The following is a 26,240-nucleotide window of genomic DNA, read 5'->3' on the forward strand; positions in this document are numbered from 1 at the left end:
AATTTGCTTGTCAGATATCAACAAACATTCATACAAAAAATGTTGCTGCAAAAAAATTACTCACTGAAGAAGCTTAATACATTCGGAGTAGATGTCAATACAAAACTATTCGCTGAAATATTTTCAGAAGATAAATTGATTGATTTACTTGCTGAACCTGAAATCAGAAGTGAGAAAAAAATAATACTGGGCAGCGGAAGTAATATACTTTTCACAAAAGATTTTGATGGATTGGTAATTAAACTCTCTTCAATAAATATAAATATCATTGAAGAAGATATGGACTCTGTTATAGTTGAAGCTGATGCCGGTGTTATCTGGAATGAATTTGTAAAATATTGTGTAGAAAAAAATTTTGGTGGCATTGAAAATCTCACGCTAATTCCAGGTACAATTGGTGCGGCACCAATACAGAATATCGGTGCCTACGGTCAGGAACTTGCTGATAATTTCGATTCTTTAAGTGGTGTATTCATAAATTCAGGAAAGAAAAAAACTTTCACAAAAATTGATTGCAGGTTTTCCTATCGTTCAAGTATTTTCAAAGAAGAATTAAAAAATATTTTTGTTATCACATCTGTCAGGATGAAACTTTCAAAGAATTCAAAGCTAAACACAAACTATAAAGCATTGAGCGATTACTTATTTAAACAGAAAATTCAGAATCCATCAATTAAAGATATCAGCAATGCAGTTGCAGAAATCAGAAGAACCAAACTTCCTGATCCTGAAAAGATTGGAAATGCCGGAAGCTTCTTTAAAAATCCAGTGATGAATATTGAGGTGTTTGAAAAGATTAAATCTGAGTACCCTGATATAGCAGGTTTTTCATCTGAGACAGGAAAAATAAAAATCTCCGCAGGCTGGTTAATTGAAAAATGTGGTTGGAAAGGTAAACGCATTGGCGATGTTGGAACATCACCAGATCATGCTTTAGTAATTTGTAATTTCAGGAAAGCAACCGGTTCAGAAGTTCTGGAATTCGCAATGAGAATTCAGGAGGAAGTTTTAAATAAATTTGGAATTATTTTACAGGAGGAAGTAAATATCCTTTAATTAAGATTGAATTAATAAGTGCGATTATTTAACTTCGGTAAAAGTTATTCTAAATATTTACACAGGATGAAAGAATGAAAGAACAGAAAAATGAAAATCTTTCTGCTTACGAAAAAGCAGCTCAGGAAGGAATTGACCCTCGCTGTATTCCACAATGGCTTGATGGTCCAGTTCCTGAACACAATGAAATAAAATATCCTGACTATCCTTCCACTGATCAGGAAACCTGGAAATTTTTGTATGAAAGACAAATGAAGTTTCTTCCGGACAGAGCCTGCAATGAATATTTGGAAGGAACAGAACAGCTAAGTCTTTCACCCAGTAAAATTCCATACCTCAAAGAATTAAGTAATATTTTTCATAAAACTACCGGCTGGAAAGTTGCAAGGGTTCCAGGATTAATCCAATCGCAGAATTTTTTCGAATTGCTCAGAAGAAAAGTTTTTCCATCAACAGATTACATTCGTAGTAAAGAAGAACTGGATTATACTCCAGCGCCGGATTTATTCCATGATATATTTGGTCATATGCCATTACTCACAAATAAAAGTTATGCATCTTTTTATCAAAAATTTGGTGAAGCTGCTGTTAATGCAAAAGATGAGAATAGTGTTAAACTTGAAACTTTACACTGGTTTACGGTTGAATTTGGTTTGATAAATAATCCTGAAGGAAGAAGAATTTATGGTGCTGGCATACTTTCATCGCACAAAGAAGTGCAGCATTCTCTCTCTGACAAGGTGGAAGTAAAACCATTTGATCCTGAGAAAATCGTTTTACAGCAGTATGATGTCTGGCATTTGCAGCCAATACTTTTTGCTATTGATTCTTTTGAACAACTTGAAGAAGGATTTGATAGTTGGTGTAAGAAAAATGGTTTGTTAAATTGAATGATATTACCAGAGATTATTTTTCTTATCAATGATTTGTAATGCTGGTTTTGCTAATCCGCTAATTAACTCAAATTATAATTCGTGAATTCGTGGCTTCTTCAAAATTGCTATCCACAAAATTCATTCATAAATTGTTAAAGAACTATTCAATTAATATATTTTCAATAATTGTTTAAAAAAAATATGGCACTAAAAGTTGGTGACAAAGCACCTGCATTTAAATTGAAAAATCAGGATGAAGAAACGATTTCACTTTCCGGGTTAAAAGGTAAACCAGTCGTTCTGTATTTTTATCCGAAAGATGACACTCCTGGTTGTACAAAAGAAGCTTGTAATTTCAGGGATGAATTTCCGAAATTTGGAAAACTCAAAGCAGAAATAATCGGAATCAGCACTGACTCAGTTAAATCTCATAAAAAATTTGCAGAAAAGTACGGGCTTCCTTTTATTTTACTTGCTGATGAAAAGAAACAAGTGGTTCAGGAATACGGAGTCTGGAAAGAAAAAAATATGTACGGCAGAAAATACCTGGGAATTGAAAGAACAACTTTCATTATTAATTCGGACGGAAGGATCGCCAATATATTCCCGAAAGTGAAAGTTGATGAACACAATAAAGAAGTAATGGAAGCATTGAAAGAGTTATAATGGGAAAAAAAGTTTATCTCACAAGACGCGAAACTTTTGCTGCAGCTCATCGGTTGTTCAAGCCCGGACTGTCAGATGAAGAAAATTTCAAACTCTTTGGTAAATGCAGCAATCCAAATTGGCACGGACACAATTATATATTGGAAGTTACCGTTTTGGGTGAGGTCAATCCTGAAACCGGTTTTGTTCTGGATATCAAAGCACTGAAAGAAATAGTTCACAAGTTTGTTATTGCAAAAGTTGATCATAAAAATCTGAATATAGATACTGATTTTATGAAGGGCTTGATTCCTACGTCTGAAAATATTTCAATCGCTATCTGGAATCAGTTGGCTGATAAAATTTCCGGTGGAAAACTTTTCTCCGTTAAGCTTTACGAAACAGAAAATAATTACTTTGAATACAAAGGAGAATGAATTGTGAATAATTCAAAAGTTAAAATGTTAATTGGTGACTTATTAGAAAACATTGGCGAAAATCCGAAACGCGAAGGATTGCTTGACACTCCGCGGCGTGTGGCTGATGCTTATGAATTCCTTACTTCAGGTTACAATAAAAATATTGAAGAAGTAATGAACGATGCTCTTTTCAATGAAAAGTATGATGCAATGGTGTTAGTGAAAAATATTGATTTCTATAGTTTGTGTGAACATCATATGCTTCCTTTTTATGGGAAAGTTCATGTTGCTTATATCCCGGATGGAAAAATAATCGGACTGAGTAAGATCCCACGCATTGTTGAAGTTTTTGCCAGAAGACTTCAGGTGCAGGAAAGAATGACACAGCAGATTGCTGACACTATTGAAAAATATTTGCAGCCAAGAGGTGTCGCTGTTGTTTCTGAAGCATTTCATATGTGTATGATGATGCGAGGAGTTGAAAAACAAAATTCATCAGCAACTGCAAGTGCTGTATATGGTGATTTTAAAGAAGATCCACGAACAAGATCCGAATTCTTAAATTTAATCGGTCACAAAAATTTATAATCATGCTTAAGAAAGATGGGATCTGGATAACAGGTGCAAGTTCAGGAATCGGAAAGGCTGTTGCGCTGGAATTTGCAAAAATCGGGTGTAATGTTTTTATTTCTGCAAGAAGAGTACACGAATTAGAGCGATTGAAAGATGAAGCAGGGAAATCCGGTGAAAATATTTTTTCATTTCCGTGTAATGTTGCTTCATCTGCTAATGTAGAACAGACATTTAAAAAAATTGCAAATGAATCTGAAATAAATTGTCTGATAAATAACGCCGGAGTAACTTCATTTAAACATGCTGCTGATAATTCAGTAAATGAAATAAACGATATTATCAATACAAATCTGCTCGGTTCTATTTACTCAATTAAATCTGTACTTCCGACCTTCATTAAAAATGATTCAGGAACTATTATTAATATACTTTCTGTCGTAGTGAAAAAGAACTTCACGAGAAGTTCTGTGTATGCGGCTTCAAAAATGGGTTTACTTGGTTACAGCAATTCTCTGAGAGAAGAAGTTCGCAAACACAATATCAGGATAATTAATGTGATTCCCGGCGCAACCGAAACTTCCATGTGGTCACAGGAAATCAGAAAAGAAAAAAGTAATCTTATGATGAATCCGGAAAGTATAGCGAGGATAATCGTTTCAGCATATCTTCAGAAAGATAATCTGGTAACTGAAGAAATTGTGTTAAGACCAATTACAGGAGATTTAGCATAAAAAAAGCCGGTAATTAAACCGGCACTGATCGGGGAGAGACGACACACTCGTTATTTGTCATCAAAATTTTTCATCATTCTATTAACTCTTTTTTCTCTATGCTCACCAAATTCTCCGGATATTTTATTCCATTCCTTCTTTTGGTTTTCATCAAGTTGTTCATAGACATCCATCTGATGATTGGCAAATGAAATTGCAATTTTATTTCGTGCTGTAATAACATCATTTATTTTGTTTAAAAAATCTTCACGTGAATAATTGCCTTTGTTTTTAAGTTCTGCCAGAGCAAGTTCTTTCTTATCAAGATTTGCTTTTAAATCGATCATCTCTTTTTTATGCGCAAGTTTTAGTTCATCGATTTTAGTTTGCTGATCATCAGTTAAGTTAAGCTGTTTATGAATCTGATCACGGAACTGCTGTTTTTTTTGCAGCATTTCCTGAGCAAAAATATTCTGCGAAGAAATTATTATACATACAACGATAACTGCAATAATTCTAAATTTCATTTTTAATCTCCATATTTATTAATGATTGAAATTGTTACCATTTTGACAAAGAAATTCGTCTAAAAGTTTAAATAGGATATTTTAAACTCAATTGAATATTTTATTGTCTAAAGATTTAGAAATTGTTTTTAAGGGATGAATTCACAAAAAGATGACCAGGAGCTCATTCGGGATTTCTTATCTGGAGATGAGAAGTCATTTAATCTGCTTGCAAAGAGATACCAGGAAAGAATTTACTGGCATGCTCGCAGAATGCTCGGTGATCATGACGATGCTAATGAAATCGTTCAGCAGGTTTTGATGGTGATGTACAAAAAGCTGAATATGTTTAATTTCAATTCGGCGGTGTACACTTGGATTTACAGAATAACCGCAACACGCAGTTTAAATTTGCTGAAGAAAAGAAATCTGAAAAAAATACTTCTGTTTAGTACTGATGATTCATTTGAAAATCATGGTTATACGGATATAATTGAAAACATTGAGACAAGAGAAACATTTTCGAAAATGGAAAAACACTTATTGAAATTACCTGTCAGACAAAGAGAAGTATTTGTATTAAGAAATTTTGACGACTTAACTTATGAGGAAATTTCAGGAATAACAGGAAGATCAGTTGGTGCATTAAAAGCAAATTATTTTCACGCTTTCCGCAAAATGAAGGAACTGATGGAAAAAAATGGATAGAGATAAACTAATATTACAATTTATTGAGAATGAACTCACTCCTGAACAGCTTCGCCTTTTTCAGGAAGAATTATCAAAATCTTCTGAATTACAGAGTGAAGTCAAAAAATATTTACATCTGAAGAAGACGACAGATAATTTGAAAAATGTCAGATTGAATCAAAAGTATTTAGATTCAATAATCCCGGATTTCAGAAATAGTTTTGAAAACCAAAATAGAGTACTGACAAAAAGAAATTTAGGATATGTCTTTGGTGTGCTTGTTGTCGCAATTCTCACAATGCTGATTTTTAATATTTATTTAAACTCAGATTATCAATCAAACGATCTTGAAAAGTTTGCTCAATCATTGAACGAGGAACAAAAAATTGAAGTTCTTGAAAATCTGAGTGATGATCATACTGAATCGGACATAGTTTCTGAATACATTTCAGACGATAATGTCTCGTATTTACTTGCTTCTGAAATTAAAATAGACGATAAAATGGCAGAAGATTACGATTTCAACTATAGCGAATTAATTTCAGGATTAAATATGAATGAAGTAAATAAAATTTATAACGAATTATTAAATCAGGATTTTTAAAATGAGGTTCAAAATGAAAAACATCGGTTCAGTCATTTTATTTGTATTATTTTTTTCAATGATTATACTTCCGCAAAAAGGGAAATGGAAGGATGATGAGGCAAAAGAAAAACTTGAACAGCTTGAAAAAATTAAACTGATTGAATCTCTTCAAATGGATGAAGAGACCACGTTAAGATTTTTTTCAAGAAAATCAGAACATAAAAAGCAGCAGGAGGAATTACATAAACAATTACACGAAAGCATTGACTATCTCGAAACAATATTTAAAAGCGGTCGTGCTGTAACTAATGATGAATTAAAAACTAATATTGCTGAGATAAATAATCTCCAATTGCAAATTGAAAAAAATCGAATAGATTTTATAAATTCTTTGAACGATATATTAAGCTATGAACAAATTGCTAAACTCATCATTTTTGAGAAGCAATTTAGAAATGAAGTAAGACGATTGATAATGAAAGAAAGGCGAGCCCCAATTGATCAGGAATAAAATAATGGATAAGATTGAAAAGGTGATGAAATTTTTTCAATAGATTCTGGTTGATTTTCAAAACTTACACGTATATTTTTACCACTCAATTTTGCGGAAGTGGTGGAATTTGGTAGACACACTATCTTGAGGGGGTAGCGCCTTAATTGGCGTGCGGGTTCAAGTCCCGCCTTCCGCACTCAAATCAATTTCAATAACTAAATAGGAAATTACAGATGAAATTAAGAGTGATTCTCCAGATCAGCTCAATAATGTTTTTGGTTTTTGTTTCATCACTTTATTCGCAGGAAATGAGCGCTGATGCAAAGAAACTTCTTCTTGCTGGTGACAGCCTGACAAAAGCCGAAAACTATGCTGATGCTATTAAATCTTACGATCAGGCTTTAGCTATTTCAAAGGACTATAGAATTTATTTTCAAAAAAGTCTTGCTCAGAAAAAAGCTCAGGACCTTGATGGCGCATTAATCTCATTAGAAGAGTGTCTGAAGTTGAAAAATGATTTCGATGCAGCTTATAATGCGTTGGGTATAGTTCAATTTTCCAGAGGAAATTTCCAGGAAGCAAAAAATAATTTTGAAAAATTCCTGACGCTGTCAACTAAGGAAGAAACAAATAAAAGCGTTAAGAAAAATTTATCTATAACTTATTTCAAACTTAGTGGTGAGGAAATTACAAAAGGTGATACTCTGAAAGCTATCGATGATCTTAATAAGTCAATTGAATATGATAATTATGACGCAAGTTATTTTACACTTGCTAAATTATATGCCGCGCGAGGTGAATGGGATAAATCTATTGCTGCCGCTGAAAATGCTTTGAAGTATAAATCAAAAATAACTGAAGGCGGACCATATTTTTATATGGGGAAATCATACAAAGGAAAAGGAGATACTCAAAAGGCAAAGGAAATGTTTGAAAAAGCCAAAACTGATCCGGCATTTCAGAAAAATGCTGAGCATGAACTAGGATTGTTGAAATAAAATTTGTTTTTCTATACCCTCTTTCAAAGAGGGTTTTTTTTATTGTAAATCCTTCTCATAAGAGTTTGAATTGACAGATTTTAAAAAATTAAAAACTGAAAATATCTTACCGACATTAGCTGCCTCAGCCGCGCTTCGAAAAGTCAACGATTTGTTAGCGTTGATCAATCTGGCTGAATCTCGTAATATCAATTTTATGAAAATATATGAAACACTTCTACAAAATTATCTTTTCACTGGTTATCCTTCTGCTCTTGTTTCGCTGAAAATTCTAAAATCGGTTTATCCTGACAAGCAAATCAGAAAAATGAGTGATATGAATCTTTATCACTTTAAAAGAATTGGAGTTGCAAATTGCAAAAAAGTTTATGGTCAGAAGTACAACAAGCTAATTAGTAATATTAAAAGTTTTTCGCCGGATATTTCCGAATGGCTTGTGCTCGAAGGTTACGGAAAAGTCATGGGAAGAAAAGGTCTCTCTTTTAAAGAACGCGAATTATGTATTGTAGCTGTTCTTGCTGTTTTAAGATTTGAAGATCAACTATATTCGCACATTAACGGTGCGTTCCGAGCGAAAGTAACAATTATTAAAATTAATGATGTTATAAAAAACTTAGACTTATTAGGGAAAAAAAATCTGTCAGCTTTTGGTTTGCGTGTGTTGAAAAGATTTAAAGCTGAAAAGGGAATGTGAACTAATCGCATTCCCTTTTCAAAATTTTATAAGAAATTAAAAATCACAAATGCATCGAGGGTAATTGCACTTAAAGTCTCCTCACCATCTTCTTTACCCATCAGATTAAACATTTTATAACTCAGATATAAATCAAGATTGATCATTGGAATTATTGTGATTTCGGAACCGAAACCTACACCGGCACCAAATCTGTTGAATCCGTCCGTTGTAAATTCTTGTTCAAAGAATGAGGCTTTCGCATCACCGAATTTGCTAAACGAAAGATCAAGTGCGAGATATGGATCGAATCCGAGTGGGGCAGGAATAAAATTAAATTGAACACCAGCACCAGCTTCAAGAATTGATTGACTGAATTCTACCTCTCCTTCATCCGCAGATATCTTTGTTAATACCGGTGGTTCATTACCGGTTCCGGATAAAGTATGATAAAGAATAAAAGCTCTTGGCGTAAACGGTATCAATGGTAAATCCACTTTACCTACAATACCAAAGTTCCATTCAGTGGAGTAGCCAAGCCCACCTTCTGATACTTCTTTTGTTGAGTTTTCAGGTGCAAGGATCTGCGTTAAGCCGCCCCCAGCACCAATTTTTACTAATTGAGCATTAGTAAAGTTTGGATATGCAGTCAGAATCAGTATAACAACAATTATAAAGTAGTTCTCTTTCATATTGTCTCCTTATTTTATTTGAGATTCATATTTGATGATTCGAAATTAAAAATAATATTGCTTAAAATCCATGACTATCTTATTATATTCAGTGAGAAACCGAAAAATTCTAAACAATATCTTTAAGTGAATTCCTGTATTTCATTATTTCTCTTGACTTTAAGTTTCATAAAACTAATATTTAGCTTTAAAATATGTGAAATTTTAGAATTATTAGTGATTTCAAGGTGAAACCTTAAAAATTGAGTTTCGTCTGAATTTATAATATGATGCAAAGTTCAAAAAAAATGCACAAAATTTTCATTTCAATAATAACTTTATTGCTTGGACTTCCCTTATTTGCTCAGAATTTAACTGAGAAATTTAATGATGCAATGAACGCATATAATAATCAGTTATACTCGGAAGCTTACAAAATATTTGATGAAGTTATAAAAGATTATGATGTAGAGGATGAACTTTATTCTGTCGCAAGATTTTATGCTGCAAACTCATTGTTGAAAATGGGTAAAAAGGACGAATCGACATCTGGTTTTGAGTACATTGTAAACAGCATAGTTTGGTCCAAATTCAGAGAAGAATCTCTATTCAAACTTGGTTTGATCTATTACGACCTGAATCGTTTTGCACTTTCAAGAAAAAATCATCTTATGCTTATCTATCAATATCCGAACAGCGAATATCTTGGCTCATCAATGTATTGGATTGGAGAATCTTATTCAGCCGAAGGTAAACTGGATGATGCAATTGAATTTTTAACTCAGGCAATAGAAGATAAATCAGCCAATCGTTATCGTGATCATTCAATTTATGCGTTGGCAAGTATTTATGAAAAGAAACATGATTATCAGAATGCTGTGAAATATTATGATCAGCTTTTAACTTATCACTCAAATAGTTCTTTAGCTTTAGAAGCACAAGTCCGGATTGGTGTATGTTATTTTTATCTGAAAGATTATTATAACTCGATACTTGAACTAAACAATCCGGATATACAGAAACTACCTACGGAGAATTTGTCTGAAGCATTATACCTTTTAGCAAATTCACATTACAGAGTAGAAGAATATAGTGATGCTGCGAATACATATTCTGAAGTGATTAAACGATTTCCAAACTCAGATATCTATCGAAATTCACAATACGGATTAGCCTGGTCTTTGTTCCAGCAATCAAAATACGGTGAAGCTTATCAGGTTTTTAATACACTTTCAGAAGGTTATGATTCGATTGCAATCAAATCATTTATTTGGAAGGGAGAATCAAAAAGGTATGCAGGACAAACTAATGAAGCGCTTGCAATCTTCCAGAATTTTCTTGTTAAATATCCGGATGATCCATCCACAACATTGGTGGAGAATCTGATTGGATTGATTTACTTTGACCAAAACAAATTTGAACAATCAACACAATATCTGACTAATGCAACTTCGTCAGAAGATCCATTGACCAGAGCAAAAGCATTTACAATGATAGGCGAGATTGAATTACAAAATAAGAATTATATAAAAGCACGCGGAAATTTTGATCCGGCTGTAAGGATTTCTTCGGAGGAAAGTGAAGTTCATCTTCGGGCACTACTTGGTCTTGGTGTTTCTCTCTTTCATCTTGGAGATTATAATGAAGCAGTTGAAAATTTTCGTCAGGCAGAAACTATCGATCCTGCTTTTGAACAGGATAAAATTAATTTCTATATGGCTGAAAGTTATTATTCATTAGGAAAATACCAGGAAGCGCTTTCCCGATATAATAATATAAAAAGTACTGAGATCGAATATGTCAGACAGGTAACTTACTCCAAGGGTTATTGTCAATTTAATCTTGGTAACTATTCTAATGCTGCATATCTGTTTTCTGAGTTTATTCAGAATTATCCGGATGATTTCAGAATGACTGATGCAAAGCTGCGTTTAGCCGATAGTTATTTTGGTTCAAAGAATTTTGCTGCAGCCAGTAAAATTTTCAAAGAAGTTTTCAAATCTGGTAAGTTCTCTTCCGATGATCCTTATACATATTTTCAGTATGCACAGGCACTTTATAAATCTGGTGAGTCGAATGCGGCGATAGATGAATTTCGAAATCTTCAAAAAAAATTTCCTGATTCAAAATATGGTGAAAGCTCACTCTTCACTATTGGATTTATAAGATTCCAGGAAGGAGAGTTTGAAGAAGCCATAAATGATTACAGAATGGTAATGCAGATTTATAAAAAATCTTCATTAACACCAGCAGTCTATTACTCAATTGGTGATGCTTATTTTAATCTTGGAGAATATGACTCAGCTATCGTCAATTACAGAAATGTTTTAGCAAAATATCCTTCATCAGAATATGCGTATGATGCAATAAATGGAATGCAATACAGTTATGTAGCAGCCGGTAGATCGAATGAAGCTATCAATTTGATAGATAGATATGTTAGTCAAAATCCTAATCTGAAATTCAGTGACCAAATATACTTTAAGAAGGGAGAAATTTATTACAGTCAGCGTGATTATGAAAATGCCAAATTGAGTTACCAGGAATTTTTAGTGAAGTACCCAAAAAGTTCTTTCGTACCGGAAGCTTACTACTGGTTAGGAAAAAGTTCGCAAAACCTGAAACAGGATGATGAAGCTATTTTTTATTTCAGCAAAGTATTTGACAATTACCCGGGTTCAGAATCCGCAGCGGTTTCGGTTATCGAATTAGGGAAAATGTATGAAGCAAAAGGTAATTATCAGGCGGGAATTGATGTGCTGGAAAGAGCATCATCTAAATTGAAAGATTCACCTAGATTACCAGAAGTTCTTTTCCTCAAAGGTTCAGCATATATAAAAGTGGATGATGTTCAGAAAGCTTATGCAACTTTTGAAGAATTGGCGATGTATCACCCGGAAACAGTATTTGCTGATCGTGGAAAGATTGAAATGGGTCTGATTGATTTGGCGATTTCCAGATTTAATGAAGCTGATAAAAATTTTTTGGATGTTGCCGGACGAAGAACTGATGATCTTGGCGCAAAAGCACAATATCAATACGGAGTATCACTCTTTGAACAAGGTAAATATTCAGAAGCTGTTTCAGCGTTGGTTAGAGTTAGAACTGTTTTCTCACAGTACGAACCATGGATTTCCCGATCATACTTATTGATGGGCGATTGTTATGTGAAGATGAATGATAAAAGACAGGCTGAAGAAATGTATCGTGTCGTTGTAACCAAGCACAAAGGAAATGAACTTGGTGAAGAAGCAAGACAAAAAATAAATAAACTTAAATGATGAAATATTTATTAGTCATATTATTAATTTCTTGTTCAGTAATATTACCTCAAGGCGAAAATCCAAATGTGGAGTTGCCTGATTTCGTGATTCTTGGTAAGGATGTAATCTCAGTAAGAAAAGTTGATAAACTAAAACCTGATTATATCTCAACAGTTTCGGATGATTTTCTCAAACCAGCATATAAACCTGACTTTCTGGAAGTTGCAGAGATTTCAAACCCTGTTGAGTCTGAATTATCACGACTTGATTCGGCAAATTTCAGAAAAGGTTTTCTTGAATTTAAAGCAGGATTAAACCAGCTTCCTGCAGGAAGATTAAATTATGTATTTCCTTACACAGGGGGAATGATCTACGGATTTGTGTCCGGGTATAATCAGCGGGCTTATCAGGAAAATAGCGATAAACAAAATCTTCATGGAGGACTTGATTTCAGTTACAGCTTACCGACCGATATTAACGTTCTTCCGGGAACCAGGTTTAAATTAAGCGGTGATCATTCAAAAAATATTTTCAAATTTTTTGGTTCAAATGATCCTGAACGCAAACGAAATTTAAATATTGGAAACACTTCTCTAAGTATTCAAAATCTGTATATGAAAGAATTTAATTTTGATCTCAGAAGCGGTGGAGAATTTACTTATGCAGATGATGAAAAATTTAATGAGTCAATTTTTTATGTAGATTTATTCACAAGGTTAAGATTTGCTAAATTTAGTATTAATCTGTCAGGATTGTATCAGCATCAGAACTTGAGCACTGACTCTCTTTCCGATGCTAACACTGATGGATATTATTTCAGACCAACAGCATCACTAGAAATTTTCAAAAAGGTAATGTTGGAAGCTGGCATTACTTTTTCGGCATCCAAAGGTGATAACCTTAATGGTCTCTTTGCTTCCGGGAGTGCAGAGGTTGCAAAAAATCTGATACTGTTTGCTGAATATTCACCTATTGGTGAATACTTAACTGCCGGAAAATTTTTGCGTAATAATTATTATTATGACCAGCAGGATTTGAACCGAGTGTTTTTTAAAAAGAAGAATAAAATTAGAGCAACAATCAAGTATGAATATGATAGATATTATCAGATAGATGGCGGAATTGAATTTTATGATGCAGATAATCTTCCGTATTATAACAATATAAATAACTCAGGTTACTTTGAAGTAATTACAACAGATGCTACGAGCTGGGATATTTTTCTTAATATGCTTTATCATCTTGGACCTTTTGGATATTTCTATGGATCCGCAAATTATTTGAACGTTCAGGATTCTGATTCCAGAAAAATCCCTTACAATCCGAATTTCAAAGCATCACTAATTTATGGATATGTTTTTTCTACAGAGTGGAAAGCAGAAACAAAGCTTGATTACTTCTCTGAAAGGTATGCGGATATAGAAAATACCGATAGTAGAAAACTACCGGGTAATTTTGACTTGAGCTTAAAAGTTGACTATTCATTTCAGGAGAATTTTGGTGTATTTTTTGAATTAAATAATATTTTTAATACTAAAAGAACTCTATGGGAAGGATATCAGGAAGCGCCCATTGATGCACTTTTAGGAATTAATTATTACTTTGACTAATTCAATAAAAATGGTGGAACAATTTTTCAAATTATTAGTGAGAAATTTTGAACCAAAAAAATACACGTGATAGGTAAATAAAATGATAAGCAAAGATGACCTTGTAAAAGTAGTTGCTCAAAAGTGTGGTGTTTCGGTTGAATCCTCATCATTCTTTTTTGAAGTGTTTGTAAACAGGTTGAGCAATAAACTCAAACCCGGAGACTTACTTCATTTTTACGATCTTGGTTTCTTCCATAAAAGAAATTGCCGTATTCAACTTGAGAAATCTCCTGACTCACCAATTCCGAAATCATACTTGATCCAACTGGTTATATTTTCAGATGAGGCAAAAATTAAAAGTGATCTTAGCTCCATTCACTTTCTGAAAATTGCAAATCTGAAAACATTATGGGTTGATGACAAAGATTTTCAGAAAAGCCTTGCCGCAGGTGATTTTGCCCCGCATACAGAGAGAAATCAATTAATAAAATCCTTTGCAACAAAAGCAGAGGTGATTATTGCCGGATTAAGAAAAGATTTTGACAACGAATTAGTTGAAGAACTCATAATTCCGCTTACATTCGATTTGAATTTTTTAATTAAAACCGGACAGAAAAATAAATCAACATCTAAGTCATCTGCTTCAAAAATTGCTGAAACAAAAAGTGATCCTAAACCTGTCGAGTCAAAGGAATCAATTGTTCCTAAAAAGGATTTTGAAGAGACAAAAACAGTTATTCAAAAAGATGCAAATGAAAATCCGGAAAAAGCTCTTCCATGGAATTATGGAGCAAAATTTTTAGACAAAGAAAAACAGCTTCAACCCGGCTCCAAAAATATTGAGGGTATTGAATCTGAGAAAAAAGGAATTCAGGTAAACAAAAATAATAGTCACGATAAAGTAAATGAATTTGAACCCGTCAGTTCGCATCTTTCTACAACTAAATCTGATGAAGAAGAAATTGACACAGTGAAATATATCGTCAGTACTATTTCAGAATCAGTTGAAGATAAAGAAGATAAAAAGTTTACGGAAGTCAAATCAAAAACAGATTCATTTCGTTATCAGGCTGATAATTATAGAGATAAAAAAGGAGGGAACGATAAGTTTCCGTTCAGGAAAACAAAAAATAACCGTGATTCAATCTATCGTGAAAGAAAAAGTTTTCTGCCGATAGTTTCGATTATGGCATTAGTTGTAATTGGAGCAATCGTAATTTATTTATATGTTATAAAAGAAAAACCAGGAAGAATAGAACACACTAATATCGTACAGGATATTCAACCTCCTCCAACTGGCAATGTCATCGAACGCGATTACGAGTACGCTGTAACTTATCCTTATCCGAAGTCAGATGAAAAAGTTGATATTTCCGGTTATGATCAGAATCTTTTTTCTGAATCTAAAAATGAATCAGTCATAAACGAAAAGAATAAGTCTGAAAGTATAACTGAAACGACGACCGAGTTAAAAACAGAAAATAAATCTGATAAAAATAAAGAAGCGGAGAACAAAACAACCACAGAAATTAAAACACCACCACCAGTGGAGCAGAAAGAGAATACTGTTGCTGAACCAAAAGTGGAAAAGTCAAATAGAATATTCCTGTATAAAAACTTTTATGTTGTTTATGTTGCATCATATAATTCTGAAGAAGATGTGAATCGTGCAGCAGACAGATATTTCGAATTAGGATATAATGCAATCGTAGAGACAGTAGAGAGAGGAAGAAATCCTGAATACAAGTTAATAGTAGGTGATTTTACGTCGGAAGAATTTGCTAAACAATTTCAACAAAAATATATTAAGTAATAAAAATAAATATTTGGAGAGAAATGAATTTAATTGAAATCTTTCTAAAGGGCGGAATGGTTATGTGGGCAATATTGTTCTGCTCTGTTGTAGCATTAGCAGTAGCTATCGATAGATTTTTAATCCTTCGTAAAGCTAAAATCAATGTACCTGCCTTCCTCGTCAGAATAAGAGGATTTATTAAAAGTAAAGATATGAGTGGAGCTGCATCATACTGCCTGAGAGAGAAATCTCCAATTGGTAATATGGTGAGAAAAGGTTTGAAAAAATTTGGTATGGGTCACGAACGAGTTAAAGAAGCGATTGAAAATGCAGGCAGACAGGAAGTAAGCAAACTCGAAAAAGGATTATCAGTTCTTGCAACTGTAGCGGGAGTAGCTCCTTTGCTTGGATTTCTTGGTACTGTTACCGGTATGATTCAGGCATTTATGAGGATTGAGGATCTTGCAGGTGCTGCTAATCCCGGAGATCTCGCCGGAGGCATTTGGGAAGCTTTATTAACTACAGCATTTGGTTTAATCGTTGGAATTCCTGCGTACGTTGCGTATAACTATTTCCTGAGTGCAGTCAGCAAATTTGTGTCAGATATGGAAACTGTCGCAAACGATGTAGTGGATACTATGCAGGATTCAACCAGAGCGGTAAATGAATTTGATGATGAAATTGAAGTTGAGATGTAGGTAGAATTATGAAGTTTAAATTATCAAATCAACCATTAAGCGTGTTCTCGTATGCCTCACTCACGGATATGGTATTGTTGTTACTGATTTTTTTCTTGCTGTCATCACAATTCGTAATCCAAACCGGTGTAAAGGTGAAATTACCTGGTTCAAAAACAAACGAGCTTTCGGATGCAACTAAATTAGTTGTAACAATAACTTCTGCAGGTGTTGTGTATGCGGGAGCTGATCAAACAACAATTGAGTTATTGTCAGGTAAACTACTTGAATTGAAAGGTGCAGCGGAGGAAGGGAGTCTTATAATCAGGGCTGATAAGACTGTACAGATTGACCTGGTAATAAAAGTTATTGATGCCGCAAAATCTGTTGGAATTGGAAAATTTACAATCGAAACTGAGAAAGAAAATATTTAAGGAGGTCTGCTATGTCTTCCAAAAAACGTTCTGGGATATCTTATGCTATTTCATTTGTGCTTCATGGAATAGGTTTTCTGCTTCTTCTTTTTATTAATTTATCTTTTGATTATACACCTTCTGATTATGTAGAATTAACATTTGGTATAGAAGGTCAATCTGGTTCATCTGGTGCACAAGGAAATAATATTAGTATTATTAAAGAAGTGCCTAAACCAAATGAGAAGGAGCAATCGAAAGAAAAAAATCCTGAAGTAAAAGAGGTGGATCTGCCTGTTGCAATAAATACAGAAAATGAAAGCGAAATAAAACCTGCGAATAATGATAAGGAAATTGCAGAAGAGAAAACAGAAAAGAATACTGAAACCCTGACTTCAAACTCAAATTTGGGTGAGGAAGGAAATAATAGTAATGCACAGGGTGATTTTGGATTTGATATTGATTGGGGTGGAAAAGGTACAAGAAAAATTTATAGTTTTATCCTGCCTCAATATCCTGAAGGAGTTAAAAAAGAAGTTAACATAAAATTACAGTTTACAATTTTGCCTGATGGTACTGTGGGAACTATCATCCCCAAAATGAAAGCAGATACAAGATTGGAGAACGCAGCTATCAATTCACTAAGGCAGTGGAGATTCGAAGCGCTTAGTTCTCATCAAAAACAGGTTGAACAAACAGCAGTTATTATTTTTCCTTACCGGCTGCAGTAGGTTTTTTGTAATAGAATTTATAAAAGATGTACTCTGCGATTGTTAACAGAGTCAGAGAAAAAGTATCTCTGTCATAATAAATTCCTAATCCTTCCGGTTCCATAATAAATTTTGCGATCATTCCGGTTATCGACCACCCTACAGCAAAGAGAATTAAAATTAGACTGACATTCAGTAGAGCACTTGAGGTTCCATCATTCTGCCATTTCCATGTAAAAATCAGAAGTAAGAAAAGAAAATGTGCGGAATAAATTACGGCTGAAATCATTTTAAAATATTTGGTTTCGTTTATTTATTATTGCAGTTCCAACAATACCACCAATAATACCGGATATCGGATACGTAATAAAATTTGTGATAGTAATGAGAAAAGTATAATAAAAAGAAAATCCTTTAGTATGTATATCTTCAGTAATTTTATGGAGTATTTTTAGTGATTCATCGGCAGCCGTACCCAAATTCAGATCCTTTACAAGTTTTTCTGCTTGCGGCAATGTGGATATAATTTCACTTGACTTGGTAATGTAAGTGATAATTACGTCAAAGCTACTTGCGAAAAAAGCAGCTACAATTGCAGTCAGAACTCCGATTAAAATTCCGGTACCTGTATTAATTTTTAATAAATCTGGCTGAGATTTTTTGTAAATGAAAATAGCAAATCCTGAAGCGAAGGGAACCAGCAAACAACAAGCAACACCTTGCATCGACTGAATGGCAGTTGGTATTGCTGCACCAAAACCACAAATTAATGCTGATAAAAACTTTTTATTCATTTTTCAAAACTTTTTTGATGAATAAATAATCTTCTAATTCTGAAATGATAAGTAGTAGAAGAAAGCTTCCGAAAATTAATCCTGTTAGAGATGCAACAATTTTTGAATATTGATATAATCCCATCAGAACAGAAATAATATCAAGAAGCATCGGCAGAGACATAAATATGAATATCTTTTTATCTATATGAATTGGTTTCCGGAATAAATTAATCAGACAAGTTATAAATGCCCCAAAATAAATTCCTGCACATCTTGCACATACAAGTAAATGTTCATTACCAATCGTGATACATCTTGCTGAATCCTGATGACACATTGTCGAGTAAGTTCTTGCAAATAGAAATTGAAGGAAAGAGTTATCAATATCAAGCAACACTGGTGTTAAAAATCCATAAATCCATATTCCCAATAATGAAAGAATAGAAATACATAAAAAAATAAAATTCATTTTGGAAACCTGATAAGTCTGCGGAGATTTATTAAATAGCTGAAGATTCAAGTCAGAGACTCACATTCGTGAAAAAATTACTATCTCTTTATTTGTCAGAACGTAGAGCTTATTATTAAAAATCAATGCGGAGACTAAATCTAATTTGTCATCAATTCCTGAAAGAATTATTTCGTTAAGCCTAATATCCGGTGATCTCAGGTTTGCAGTAAAAATTTTTTCATTAGTTGTTACAGTTAGCCAATCAAATATTATCCTGATACTTTCAAACTCTTCCGCACTCGAAGTTCTGCCAACCCCGTTACCATACTGATCGAAAATAACAATTTCACTTCCATCAATTACAAAAATATTATTTTGCATCGAGACTGCCAGTTGAATCGGTTTCTCGAGAGCGAAATTTCCATAATCATAACCGCCAAAATTTTGAAGAAAATTTCCGAAGATATCAAACTTAACTATTCTTGAATTTTCAGAATCAAGAATAAATATATCTCCCAGATTTGACATTACTGCACTTAGCGGGTATCCAAAACGTTCCTGTTCATTTTCACTTTCACGAGTATAAATTTGAAAGTTAAAATTTAAGTTCTTATCAAATCTTTGAATGCGGTTATTGTTTTTATCCGCCACATAAACTTTCAAAGCATCAGCAAAAATATCAGCAGGATTATCGAAAGCACTTTCCCTCCATCCATATCCTCCAATTTTTTTGAGTATGTTTCCAACAGTATCCAATGCGGTAATTTCATCTGTTGCTATATCAGATACGTAAATAAATCCTGCGGAATTAATATAGAATGAAGACGCGTTAACGAATTTCCCGATGCTTCTTTCAAATTGATATTGTTGAGGAAAAGAAACCGCAACGGATAACAGAATTAGTAATGTAATATGTAATTTCATTTAAAATAAAATAGATTTTTATGTGATAATATTAGTGAATAATAGAGTTAAAAAAAATTTATTTACACCTGATTGATTAAACTAAACCTGGTGGAAAAAAGTATTTGTCTTTGAAATTGCTGTGGCATTACGTTGTAAATGGAACCACACATATCTATATTTACAAATCAAATTTTGTCCCGTGGTGTAACTGGTTAACACGTCTGACTCTGGATCAGAAGAGTCTAGGTTCGAGTCCTAGCGGGACAGCTTAGTAATGAATAATGTATAATTAACAATTTACAATTAAAATTTAATTGGTTTCGTATTTTTTAATTGTAAATTTTTCATTTTTAATTGTTAATTAGATCGGCGCGTTCGTCTAGTGGCTTAGGACGCCGCCCTCTCAAGGCGGAGATCGCGGGTTCGAATCCCGCACGCGCTACTTCTTTCTATCCTTTATAACATCTGACAAAATTCCATTAGTTTTTACTTTGAAAAAAATAGATGTGTATTTTGCCCAATTACTTTTTAAGGAAATAGTAATAATTATGAAACGATTTGAAAAACACATTTTTATTTGTGAGAATAAAAGACCTGAAGGTCATCCTAAAGGATGTTGTGCCGACAAGAACAGTCTGGCGGTCAGGGATTTATTTAAAAAGCGTTTGAAAGAACTGGGGCTCAGTACTGAAATCCGAGCCAATGCAGCCGGTTGTCTGGATGCCTGCGAGCATGGAGTTACTGTTGTTGTTTATCCAGAACAAATTTGGTATGGTAAAGTTTTAGTTGATGATGTGGAAACTATTATTCAGGAACATATATTAAAAAACAATCCGGTGGAGCGATTAAAAATAAAAGATGCGAAGTTTAACAAAACATAAGTTAAAAGTTGATTCGCAGCAGTCTTCCGAAATTCTTAAAAGATTAAAGAAAGAATACCCTCTTGTAAAAATTGCCCTGGAGTTTGAAACTCCATTTCAACTTTTAATTTCTACAATCCTTTCTGCGCAATGTACCGATGCAAGAGTAAATCTTGTTACAAAAACACTTTTCAAAACATATAGAAAACCAGAAGACTATCTATTAGTCTCAAACGAAGAACTTGGGAAAGATATTTTTTCAACAGGTTTTTATCATCAAAAAGCTAAAAGCATAAAAAATTGTTGTAAAATGTTAATTGAAATTTTTGATAGCAAAGTTCCGGCTGATTTCGAATCACTTTGTTCACTTCCCGGAGTTGGAAGAAAAACTGCATCTGTTGTTGCCGGAAATGCATTTGGAATTCCAGCTATTGCTGTTGACACCCATGTTAAAAGATTATCCAATCTGATGGGTTTTGTTGATTCTGACAATCCGGAAAAGATTGAGGAAAGATTAAAAGAAATTTTTCCGTCTCGGGAATGGATAAGTTTAGGACATTATTTGATGAGTCATGGAAGAAAAATTTGTATTGCAAGAAGACCAAAATGTACTGAGTGCATAATTGGCGATCTCTGTCCCAGTTATGATCCTGAAAACAAAAAATTATGAAGGAATTTTTATGACTGATATTGAAAGAGACAGAAATATTTGTTTTCAAATTCTTAATGAGTTCACAAAAAGTGAAAGTTTAATCAAGCATGCACTCGCAGTTGAAACGTGTGTCCGTGCTTATGCTCAAAAATTAAATCAGGATGTTGACTACTGGGGGAATGTAGCTTTGCTGCACGATTTTGATTATGAAATGTATCCAACGGAGGATGGACATCCTTTCAAAGGAAACGAAATATTGAAAGAGAGAGGATTTTCAGATCAATTCAGGATTGCAATCATGTCTCATGCAGATTATACAGGAGTAAAGAGAACTTCTCAACTCGAAAAAGTATTATTTGCCTGTGATGAGCTCGCAGGTTTTATTACAGCGGTAACTTATGTGCGTCCATCGAGAACAATTGATGAGGTTGAAGTCAAGTCAGTGTTGAAAAAAATGAAAGACAAGGCATTTGCCCGAACGGTTAATAGGGATGATATTATCAAAGGTGCTCAGGAACTTGAAATTTCTTTAGAAGACCATATTCAGTTTTGTATTAATTCTATGAAAAATAAAAAAGAAATACTTGGTTTATGAGAGCAGGAGAAATTGCACCTAATTTTATTTTAAAAGATGAGAGAGGAAATGATTTCGAATTATATGCTCATCTTGATAAAAAAATATTACTGGCATTTTACCCAAAAGATGATACTCCGGTTTGCTCAACTCAATTAGGAGATTACAATAAAAACTTAGATGATTTTTTGAAAATCGGAATAAACATAATTGGTATCAACATAGACTCAGTTGAATCACATTTATTGTTCTCTGAAAAACTGAAACTTAAATTTCCTCTGCTGGCTGATGTCGATAAAAAAATTAGCAAGTTATATGGTGCATTGAATCTTTTTAATATGAATAAAAGGATGATTGTTTTAATCGATAATAACAAAAATATTGTTTGGGTTGAATCAACATTTCCATTTGCTTACCTTAATTCAGAGGAAATACTGAAAAAAGTAAAGCTATTTTACAGTAAAGAAATGACTTGACTGGTAATCCATTAGTTAACTAAATTTCGTTCAAATCAAAGGAGTTTTATCAGGGTTTTGCTACATTATTGATATTCTTAAGGAATGTCAGATTAAATAAATAATATCTTAAAAAGTATTCACAGAGTAATTTTCGATTACTTAACAATGATAAGCAAAATCTTCATAACTCTTTTGTTGTTCACTTCTGTATTATTTCCGCAGCAGGACATCAGAATTATTTCTTCAAATCAAAGTTCGATCATCATTGAATACACTCCACACTTTTTAGATACATCGCTTACCAGAATTAACAATGTGGAATTCAGGAATACAAATTTAGCTTTCGGATATTATGATGAATCTGCGAATCCTGGAACTCCCGCAATACCAGAGAGAAGATTAATAATTGGTGTACCATCTGAATTTGGTAATTCAATTCAGGTTCTCAATTCAGTTTACAAAATTATAAGTGGAAAAATTTTACCAGCAGCTACTTATGAAAAAGATAACTTTCTTGATGTAGTCAAATACGAAGTTTCACCTGAATACTATAATTATTCTGATTTCCCTGAAATTGCTTCGTTCGGAGATTTTGGAATTGCACGGGGACTGCAAGTTCAGACCATAAGATTTCTACCTGTTAAATTTGATGTTAACAGTAGTTCAATCCGGTTATATTCAAAAATAGTAATTCAAATTAATTATGGAAATGGTCAGACAAACGGTAAGAAGACTGAAGATGAAATCCTGAAATATTCTGTTATCAATTACGATGCTGCAAAATATTGGATCAAACAAAATAAAAATTTGTCAAAGGTAAATAACAGTGTTCTTTCAACAGGTCAATGGGTAAAGTTTGAAGCACCAACTGAAGGAATTTACAGAATTGACAAATCAAGATTGCAATCATTTGGTTTTAATGTTTCAACAATTGATCCGCGTACTATTAAAATCTATAATAACGGTGGAAAAGTACTCTCCGAAAAAGTAACCACACCTCGCACTATTGATTTAATCGAAAATGCAATAGTTGTAGTTGGAGAGAATGATGGAAATTTTGATGACAGTGACTATATTTTATTTTATGGAAGAGGAACAAAGTTCAGAGATTATGATTCCGTTAGCAGCACAATTGTAAGGTATAATCATCAGTTCTCTGATAAAAATTATTTTTGGATAACTGCAGGTGGAGTGAATGGAAAACGGATTCAGAATAAAACAAGTCTTAACACTTCACAGGATGTAATCCAAACTTCCACTGTAGCTTTTGCGGATTATGAAGTTGATAAAATAAATTTAGCCAAATCCGGCAGACAATTTATGGGCGATGATTTTTCGCAATCAATTTCAACCAGAACTTATATGAATAAATTGGATTACAGGCTTGCTTCAAATCCAATTAACTATACATTCAGATTTATAAATGCAACAACTTCGGCATTTAATCTTACTTTGGAAGAAAACTCAAACAATATTTTTTCCGGAAATTTACCGGGTTATACAACAGGATATACTGTTGGAATTGCACATGTCAGAAGTGCAACTTTTAACGGGCAACTTCCTGATAATCGAAGTGTTCTTCGGTTTACGTTAAATTCTTCCTCTGTTACGTCAATTGGTTACCTGGACTATTTTGAAATCACGTATGAGAAAGAACTGAAGCCGGTCAGTAATAATCTGATATTTTTTTCGAAAGATTCAACTGCTGTTGTTGAATATTATTTAAGTGGGTTTCCATCCTCTAATATTAAGTTATTTGATGTGACAGATTTTAGTAACGTTGCTGAAGTTAGCCCAAAACCTGGCTTTCCAAGCGGTGGAGATTTCAGATTTCAAGTAGCTGAAAATGCTGACGCGATCAGAAAATATATAGCAGTTGGTAATGATAACTATTTGGACCCGGTTAATCCTTCTTCTGAGGCGAATTCAAATTTAATTGGGATTACTGATGGTGCGAAATTCATTATTATCTCTCACAAAAATTTTCTGGATGCTGCGAATAGGCTTAAAACGTATCGTGAGAATGAATCCAAAATTCCAATTTCTACTATCGTGGTTGATATTGAACAAATCTACAACGAATTCTCAGGCGGGTTGCAGGATGTTTCGGCTGTCAGAGATTTTATAAAATATGCTTATGAAAACTGGCAAATCAAACCAGAATATTTTTTATTAATGGGAAAAGGCACATATGATTATAAAAATGTTGAAGGGTTTGGCGATAACTATGTAGTGCCCTGGGAGACTGAGGAATCATTACAGATGATTTATGGTAAAGACTCATACTGTACTGACGATTTCTTTGCAAGGATTGACGGAGAAGATACAAAACCCGATATTGCATTTGGTCGGTTAACCGTCAGAAACGTGAATGAAGCAAACACCTACATAGATAAAATCATTCACTACGAAACGAATACTGAACGTGGAGTATGGCGTAATCTGATTACTTTAGTTGCTGATGATGGATATACATCTACCGCATATGAAGGATATGAACATACACGTCCATCAGAAACACTTGCAAATATTTATATACCACCGTCTTTCGATTTAAAGAAGATTTACGTCGCAGATTACCCTGTTGTAATCACAGGCAATGGAAGAAGAAAACCGCTGGCTAATGCTGACATATTAAAAATTATGAATCAGGGAACTTTGTTGATTAATTATATTGGTCATGGAAATCCTGATGTTTGGGCGCACGAATACATTCTTGAAAGATCAGTAATAATTCCTCAGCTTACAAATGATAAATATTTTTTCCTTTGCGCTGCTACTTGTGACTTTGGTTATTATGATATTCCAAATTTTCAAAGTGGTGCTGAAGAAATACTATTTCTTAAAAATGCAGGATCAATTGCTACATTTAATTCTACAAGGTTAGTTTTTTCAGGACAGAACCATGATTTGAATTACGAGCTGATGAAAAATTTGCTTAATCTTCAAAGAGACACTATGAATCTTAGTGTTCCTCTCGGTATTTCTGTATTTAAAACTAAACAAATTTATAATACTGTCAATTCTCAGAAATTTCACTTGCTCGGAGATCCAACGCTAAGATTAAATGTTCCTCAATATTCAGGTAATATTGATTCAATTAATGGGCAGCCGTTAATTTCTGATGTACAGATCAGAGCACTTAGTAATACAAAAATTGCAGGAACAATCCTTAAACCGGATGGATCCAAATGGACTGAGTATAATGGTGAAGGACTTCTGACAGTATTTGATTCCGAAAGAACCAAATATCTTGAAGAAATTAACTATTCAATGCTGGTACAAGGCGGCGTTATTTTTCGTGGAAGAGTATCCGTTACTAATGGTACTTTTGAAACAGAGTTTGTGGTACCGAAAGATATTTCATACGAAAATAAGAAAGGTAAAATTATTTTTTATTTCTTTGACCCTGAATCAGATGGTTTAGCATTTACAAATAAAATTATTGTCGGCGGAACTGATTCAACAACGGTTAACGATGGTGATGGTCCTGAAATCGAAATATTCTTTGATAACGCAAATTATGTAAGTTCTTACCTTGTTGATTCCGATCCAAACCTGATTGTTAAGCTTTCTGATGAGACTGGCTTAAATACTACTGGCACGGGAGTTGGGCACAAACTGGAAGGCATTTTGAACGAAGACGAAGGAAATCCGATTGATTTTACGGATTACTTCATTGGCGAACTTGATGCCGGTGGTAAACAAGGTGAAATAAATTATCAATTTAATAAAATGTCTGACGGTGATTATACGATTGAAGTAAAAGCATGGGACGTGTTTAATAATTTTTCAAATGAAGAAGGCTTTTTTACAGTTGTTTCTTCAAATGATTTGGTTATTCGCGATGTGTATAATTATCCAAATCCATTTTCTTCAAATACGACTTTTACTTTTCAGCATAATCTTACCCAGCCGGTTGATGTGAAGATAAATGTTTACACAATTGCTGGCAGATTGATAAAACAAGTTGAAGAAAAAAATATAGATCAAAAATTTGTTAAAGTTGATTGGGATGGCAGGGATGATGATGGAGACCAGCTTGGTAATGGAACATATTTATATAAGCTGATTGTAAAAACTGTTGACGGAGAGTTCACCCAGAGTGTCCTTGGTAAGCTGGCGGTTATCAAATAAGTGTGCAATATTTAAGTATTTTTAATCGAAATAATTTTTATATATTTCAAACCTTAAGAGGAACGATAATGTTAAATACAG

The 26,240-nt window shown here is 33.5% G+C and carries 28 protein-coding genes and 3 tRNA genes; 25 read left to right on the forward strand and 6 right to left on the reverse strand.

Going from position 1 to position 26,240, the window contains the following annotated elements:
- The first annotated feature begins 39 nt into the window (after positions 1 to 39).
- From murB to HND39_13410, 6 genes are all read left to right on the forward strand, one after another.
- The gene (gene murB, locus HND39_13385; protein ID QKJ97198.1) at positions 40 to 1,056 is read left to right on the forward strand and encodes a UDP-N-acetylmuramate dehydrogenase; all 1,017 of its coding nucleotides are present in this window, start codon (positions 40 to 42) and stop codon (positions 1,054 to 1,056) included.
- Between the two features lie 74 nt (positions 1,057 to 1,130).
- Positions 1,131 to 1,946, forward strand: a complete 816-nt coding sequence (locus tag HND39_13390; protein QKJ97199.1) for a phenylalanine 4-monooxygenase — start codon at positions 1,131 to 1,133, stop codon at positions 1,944 to 1,946.
- A gap of 186 nt (positions 1,947 to 2,132) precedes the next feature.
- The gene (bcp, locus tag HND39_13395; GenBank protein ID QKJ97200.1) at positions 2,133 to 2,597 is read left to right on the forward strand and encodes a thioredoxin-dependent thiol peroxidase; all 465 of its coding nucleotides are present in this window, start codon (positions 2,133 to 2,135) and stop codon (positions 2,595 to 2,597) included.
- A complete protein-coding gene (locus HND39_13400) occupies positions 2,597 to 3,013 on the forward strand; it encodes a 6-carboxytetrahydropterin synthase (protein ID QKJ97201.1) in 417 nt (138 codons plus the stop codon). The genes bcp and HND39_13400 overlap by 1 nt, the downstream gene beginning before the upstream one ends.
- Before the next feature lie 3 nt (positions 3,014 to 3,016).
- Positions 3,017 to 3,583: a GTP cyclohydrolase I FolE gene (gene folE / locus HND39_13405; GenBank protein QKJ97202.1), complete on the forward strand. Its 567-nt coding sequence runs from the start codon at positions 3,017 to 3,019 to the stop codon at positions 3,581 to 3,583.
- A gap of 2 nt (positions 3,584 to 3,585) precedes the next feature.
- Complete coding sequence (locus tag HND39_13410; protein ID QKJ97203.1) at positions 3,586 to 4,299, forward strand: SDR family oxidoreductase; 714 nt, start codon at positions 3,586 to 3,588, stop codon at positions 4,297 to 4,299.
- Positions 4,300 to 4,349: 50 nt separating this feature from the next.
- On the opposite strand, the gene HND39_13415 is transcribed toward HND39_13410, so the two are convergent.
- The gene (locus HND39_13415) at positions 4,350 to 4,805 is read right to left on the reverse strand and encodes a hypothetical protein (protein ID QKJ97204.1); all 456 of its coding nucleotides are present in this window, start codon (positions 4,803 to 4,805) and stop codon (positions 4,350 to 4,352) included.
- 135 nt (positions 4,806 to 4,940) lie between these two features.
- Here HND39_13415 and HND39_13420 point away from each other — a divergent pair, with 135 nt between their 5' ends.
- From HND39_13420 to HND39_13445, 6 genes are all read left to right on the forward strand, one after another.
- Complete coding sequence (locus HND39_13420; protein ID QKJ97205.1) at positions 4,941 to 5,492, forward strand: RNA polymerase sigma factor; 552 nt, start codon at positions 4,941 to 4,943, stop codon at positions 5,490 to 5,492.
- The gene (locus HND39_13425) at positions 5,485 to 6,078 is read left to right on the forward strand and encodes a hypothetical protein (GenBank protein QKJ97206.1); all 594 of its coding nucleotides are present in this window, start codon (positions 5,485 to 5,487) and stop codon (positions 6,076 to 6,078) included. The genes HND39_13420 and HND39_13425 overlap by 8 nt, the downstream gene beginning before the upstream one ends.
- A gap of 13 nt (positions 6,079 to 6,091) precedes the next feature.
- Positions 6,092 to 6,571, forward strand: a complete 480-nt coding sequence (locus HND39_13430; protein ID QKJ97207.1) for a hypothetical protein — start codon at positions 6,092 to 6,094, stop codon at positions 6,569 to 6,571.
- A 93-nt stretch (positions 6,572 to 6,664) separates the two neighbouring features.
- A tRNA-Leu gene (locus HND39_13435) sits at positions 6,665 to 6,749 on the forward strand.
- A 37-nt stretch (positions 6,750 to 6,786) separates the two neighbouring features.
- Positions 6,787 to 7,551 (forward strand): tetratricopeptide repeat protein, encoded by a 765-nt coding sequence (locus HND39_13440; protein ID QKJ97208.1) that lies wholly within the window; start codon positions 6,787 to 6,789, stop codon positions 7,549 to 7,551.
- A 70-nt stretch (positions 7,552 to 7,621) separates the two neighbouring features.
- On the forward strand, positions 7,622 to 8,245 hold the full coding sequence (locus tag HND39_13445) for a hypothetical protein (protein ID QKJ97209.1): 624 nt from the start codon (positions 7,622 to 7,624) through the stop codon (positions 8,243 to 8,245).
- Between the two features lie 26 nt (positions 8,246 to 8,271).
- Here the strand turns inward: HND39_13445 and HND39_13450 are convergent, their stop codons facing one another.
- On the reverse strand, positions 8,272 to 8,916 hold the full coding sequence (locus tag HND39_13450) for an outer membrane beta-barrel protein (protein QKJ97210.1): 645 nt from the start codon (positions 8,914 to 8,916) through the stop codon (positions 8,272 to 8,274).
- 287 nt (positions 8,917 to 9,203) lie between these two features.
- On the opposite strand from HND39_13450, the gene HND39_13455 reads away from it, so the two are divergent.
- The 6 genes from HND39_13455 (at position 9,204) to HND39_13480 (ending at position 17,366) form a co-directional block, all read left to right on the forward strand.
- Positions 9,204 to 12,176 (forward strand): tetratricopeptide repeat protein, encoded by a 2,973-nt coding sequence (locus HND39_13455; GenBank protein QKJ97211.1) that lies wholly within the window; start codon positions 9,204 to 9,206, stop codon positions 12,174 to 12,176.
- Positions 12,173 to 13,768, forward strand: a complete 1,596-nt coding sequence (locus HND39_13460; protein QKJ97212.1) for a TonB-dependent receptor — start codon at positions 12,173 to 12,175, stop codon at positions 13,766 to 13,768. Before HND39_13455 ends, HND39_13460 begins: the two co-directional genes overlap by 4 nt.
- A gap of 82 nt (positions 13,769 to 13,850) precedes the next feature.
- On the forward strand, positions 13,851 to 15,563 hold the full coding sequence (locus HND39_13465) for an SPOR domain-containing protein (protein QKJ97213.1): 1,713 nt from the start codon (positions 13,851 to 13,853) through the stop codon (positions 15,561 to 15,563).
- 23 nt (positions 15,564 to 15,586) lie between these two features.
- A complete protein-coding gene (locus tag HND39_13470; GenBank protein ID QKJ97214.1) occupies positions 15,587 to 16,243 on the forward strand; it encodes a MotA/TolQ/ExbB proton channel family protein in 657 nt (218 codons plus the stop codon).
- A gap of 8 nt (positions 16,244 to 16,251) precedes the next feature.
- Complete coding sequence (locus tag HND39_13475; GenBank protein QKJ97215.1) at positions 16,252 to 16,656, forward strand: biopolymer transporter ExbD; 405 nt, start codon at positions 16,252 to 16,254, stop codon at positions 16,654 to 16,656.
- 11 nt (positions 16,657 to 16,667) lie between these two features.
- Positions 16,668 to 17,366 carry a hypothetical protein gene (locus HND39_13480; protein ID QKJ97216.1) on the forward strand — a complete coding sequence of 233 codons (699 nt, stop codon included), beginning with the start codon at positions 16,668 to 16,670 and terminating at the stop codon, positions 17,364 to 17,366.
- On the opposite strand, the gene HND39_13485 is transcribed toward HND39_13480, so the two are convergent.
- Genes HND39_13485 through HND39_13500 form a run of 4 tightly spaced genes read right to left on the reverse strand, consistent with a single transcriptional unit; the run spans position 17,341 to position 19,496 of the window.
- Positions 17,341 to 17,634, reverse strand: coding sequence for a hypothetical protein (locus HND39_13485; GenBank protein ID QKJ97217.1), 294 nt, complete (start codon positions 17,632 to 17,634; stop codon positions 17,341 to 17,343). The two genes, HND39_13480 and HND39_13485, sit on opposite strands and share 26 nt — an antisense overlap.
- A gap of 1 nt (position 17,635) precedes the next feature.
- Positions 17,636 to 18,139 (reverse strand): hypothetical protein, encoded by a 504-nt coding sequence (locus HND39_13490; GenBank protein ID QKJ97218.1) that lies wholly within the window; start codon positions 18,137 to 18,139, stop codon positions 17,636 to 17,638.
- A complete protein-coding gene (locus HND39_13495; GenBank protein QKJ97219.1) occupies positions 18,132 to 18,590 on the reverse strand; it encodes a DUF2085 domain-containing protein in 459 nt (152 codons plus the stop codon). The genes HND39_13490 and HND39_13495 overlap by 8 nt, the downstream gene beginning before the upstream one ends.
- 60 nt (positions 18,591 to 18,650) lie before the next feature.
- On the reverse strand, positions 18,651 to 19,496 hold the full coding sequence (locus tag HND39_13500) for a hypothetical protein (GenBank protein ID QKJ97220.1): 846 nt from the start codon (positions 19,494 to 19,496) through the stop codon (positions 18,651 to 18,653).
- Positions 19,497 to 19,671: 175 nt separating this feature from the next.
- On the opposite strand from HND39_13500, the gene HND39_13505 reads away from it, so the two are divergent.
- From HND39_13505 to porU, 7 genes are all read left to right on the forward strand, one after another.
- Positions 19,672 to 19,745 (forward strand) — tRNA-Gln (locus HND39_13505).
- 101 nt (positions 19,746 to 19,846) lie between these two features.
- A tRNA-Glu gene (locus HND39_13510) sits at positions 19,847 to 19,920 on the forward strand.
- 103 nt (positions 19,921 to 20,023) lie between these two features.
- Entirely contained in the window at positions 20,024 to 20,359 is a 336-nt protein-coding gene (locus HND39_13515; protein ID QKJ98005.1) for a (2Fe-2S) ferredoxin domain-containing protein, read from the forward strand.
- A complete protein-coding gene (nth, locus tag HND39_13520) occupies positions 20,337 to 21,008 on the forward strand; it encodes an endonuclease III (GenBank protein QKJ97221.1) in 672 nt (223 codons plus the stop codon). The genes HND39_13515 and nth overlap by 23 nt, the downstream gene beginning before the upstream one ends.
- Before the next feature lie 10 nt (positions 21,009 to 21,018).
- Positions 21,019 to 21,585, forward strand: coding sequence for an HDIG domain-containing protein (locus HND39_13525; protein QKJ97222.1), 567 nt, complete (start codon positions 21,019 to 21,021; stop codon positions 21,583 to 21,585).
- The gene (locus tag HND39_13530) at positions 21,582 to 22,040 is read left to right on the forward strand and encodes a peroxiredoxin (protein QKJ97223.1); all 459 of its coding nucleotides are present in this window, start codon (positions 21,582 to 21,584) and stop codon (positions 22,038 to 22,040) included. The genes HND39_13525 and HND39_13530 overlap by 4 nt, the downstream gene beginning before the upstream one ends.
- Positions 22,041 to 22,187: 147 nt before the next feature.
- Entirely contained in the window at positions 22,188 to 26,159 is a 3,972-nt protein-coding gene (gene porU / locus HND39_13535; protein ID QKJ97224.1) for a type IX secretion system sortase PorU, read from the forward strand.
- Positions 26,160 to 26,240 lie beyond the last annotated feature (81 nt).

Source organism: Ignavibacteriota bacterium, assembly GCA_013285405.1.
Taxonomy (GTDB): Bacteria; Bacteroidota; Ignavibacteria; order Ignavibacteriales; family Ignavibacteriaceae; genus IGN2.

Bases quoted from the DNA above. Each gene is read 5' to 3' on its own strand.
- murB (QKJ97198.1), top strand. From the start codon at position 40: ATGTTGCTGCAAAAAAATTACTCACTGAAGAAGCTTAATACATTCGGA.
- HND39_13390 (QKJ97199.1), top strand. From the start codon at position 1,131: ATGAAAGAACAGAAAAATGAAAATCTTTCTGCTTACGAAAAAGCAGCT.
- bcp (QKJ97200.1), top strand. From the start codon at position 2,133: ATGGCACTAAAAGTTGGTGACAAAGCACCTGCATTTAAATTGAAAAAT.
- HND39_13400 (QKJ97201.1), top strand. From the start codon at position 2,597: ATGGGAAAAAAAGTTTATCTCACAAGACGCGAAACTTTTGCTGCAGCT.
- HND39_13410 (QKJ97203.1), top strand. From the start codon at position 3,586: ATGCTTAAGAAAGATGGGATCTGGATAACAGGTGCAAGTTCAGGAATC.
- HND39_13415 (QKJ97204.1), bottom strand. From the start codon at position 4,805: ATGAAATTTAGAATTATTGCAGTTATCGTTGTATGTATAATAATTTCT.
- HND39_13420 (QKJ97205.1), top strand. From the start codon at position 4,941: ATGAATTCACAAAAAGATGACCAGGAGCTCATTCGGGATTTCTTATCT.
- HND39_13425 (QKJ97206.1), top strand. From the start codon at position 5,485: ATGGATAGAGATAAACTAATATTACAATTTATTGAGAATGAACTCACT.
- HND39_13430 (QKJ97207.1), top strand. From the start codon at position 6,092: ATGAAAAACATCGGTTCAGTCATTTTATTTGTATTATTTTTTTCAATG.
- HND39_13440 (QKJ97208.1), top strand. From the start codon at position 6,787: ATGAAATTAAGAGTGATTCTCCAGATCAGCTCAATAATGTTTTTGGTT.
- HND39_13450 (QKJ97210.1), bottom strand. From the start codon at position 8,916: ATGAAAGAGAACTACTTTATAATTGTTGTTATACTGATTCTGACTGCA.
- HND39_13455 (QKJ97211.1), top strand. From the start codon at position 9,204: ATGCACAAAATTTTCATTTCAATAATAACTTTATTGCTTGGACTTCCC.
- HND39_13460 (QKJ97212.1), top strand. From the start codon at position 12,173: ATGATGAAATATTTATTAGTCATATTATTAATTTCTTGTTCAGTAATA.
- HND39_13465 (QKJ97213.1), top strand. From the start codon at position 13,851: ATGATAAGCAAAGATGACCTTGTAAAAGTAGTTGCTCAAAAGTGTGGT.
- HND39_13470 (QKJ97214.1), top strand. From the start codon at position 15,587: ATGAATTTAATTGAAATCTTTCTAAAGGGCGGAATGGTTATGTGGGCA.
- HND39_13475 (QKJ97215.1), top strand. From the start codon at position 16,252: ATGAAGTTTAAATTATCAAATCAACCATTAAGCGTGTTCTCGTATGCC.
- HND39_13480 (QKJ97216.1), top strand. From the start codon at position 16,668: ATGTCTTCCAAAAAACGTTCTGGGATATCTTATGCTATTTCATTTGTG.
- HND39_13485 (QKJ97217.1), bottom strand. From the start codon at position 17,634: ATGATTTCAGCCGTAATTTATTCCGCACATTTTCTTTTCTTACTTCTG.
- HND39_13490 (QKJ97218.1), bottom strand. From the start codon at position 18,139: ATGAATAAAAAGTTTTTATCAGCATTAATTTGTGGTTTTGGTGCAGCA.
- HND39_13495 (QKJ97219.1), bottom strand. From the start codon at position 18,590: ATGAATTTTATTTTTTTATGTATTTCTATTCTTTCATTATTGGGAATA.
- HND39_13500 (QKJ97220.1), bottom strand. From the start codon at position 19,496: ATGAAATTACATATTACATTACTAATTCTGTTATCCGTTGCGGTTTCT.
- nth (QKJ97221.1), top strand. From the start codon at position 20,337: ATGCGAAGTTTAACAAAACATAAGTTAAAAGTTGATTCGCAGCAGTCT.
- HND39_13525 (QKJ97222.1), top strand. From the start codon at position 21,019: ATGACTGATATTGAAAGAGACAGAAATATTTGTTTTCAAATTCTTAAT.
- HND39_13530 (QKJ97223.1), top strand. From the start codon at position 21,582: ATGAGAGCAGGAGAAATTGCACCTAATTTTATTTTAAAAGATGAGAGA.
- porU (QKJ97224.1), top strand. From the start codon at position 22,188: ATGATAAGCAAAATCTTCATAACTCTTTTGTTGTTCACTTCTGTATTA.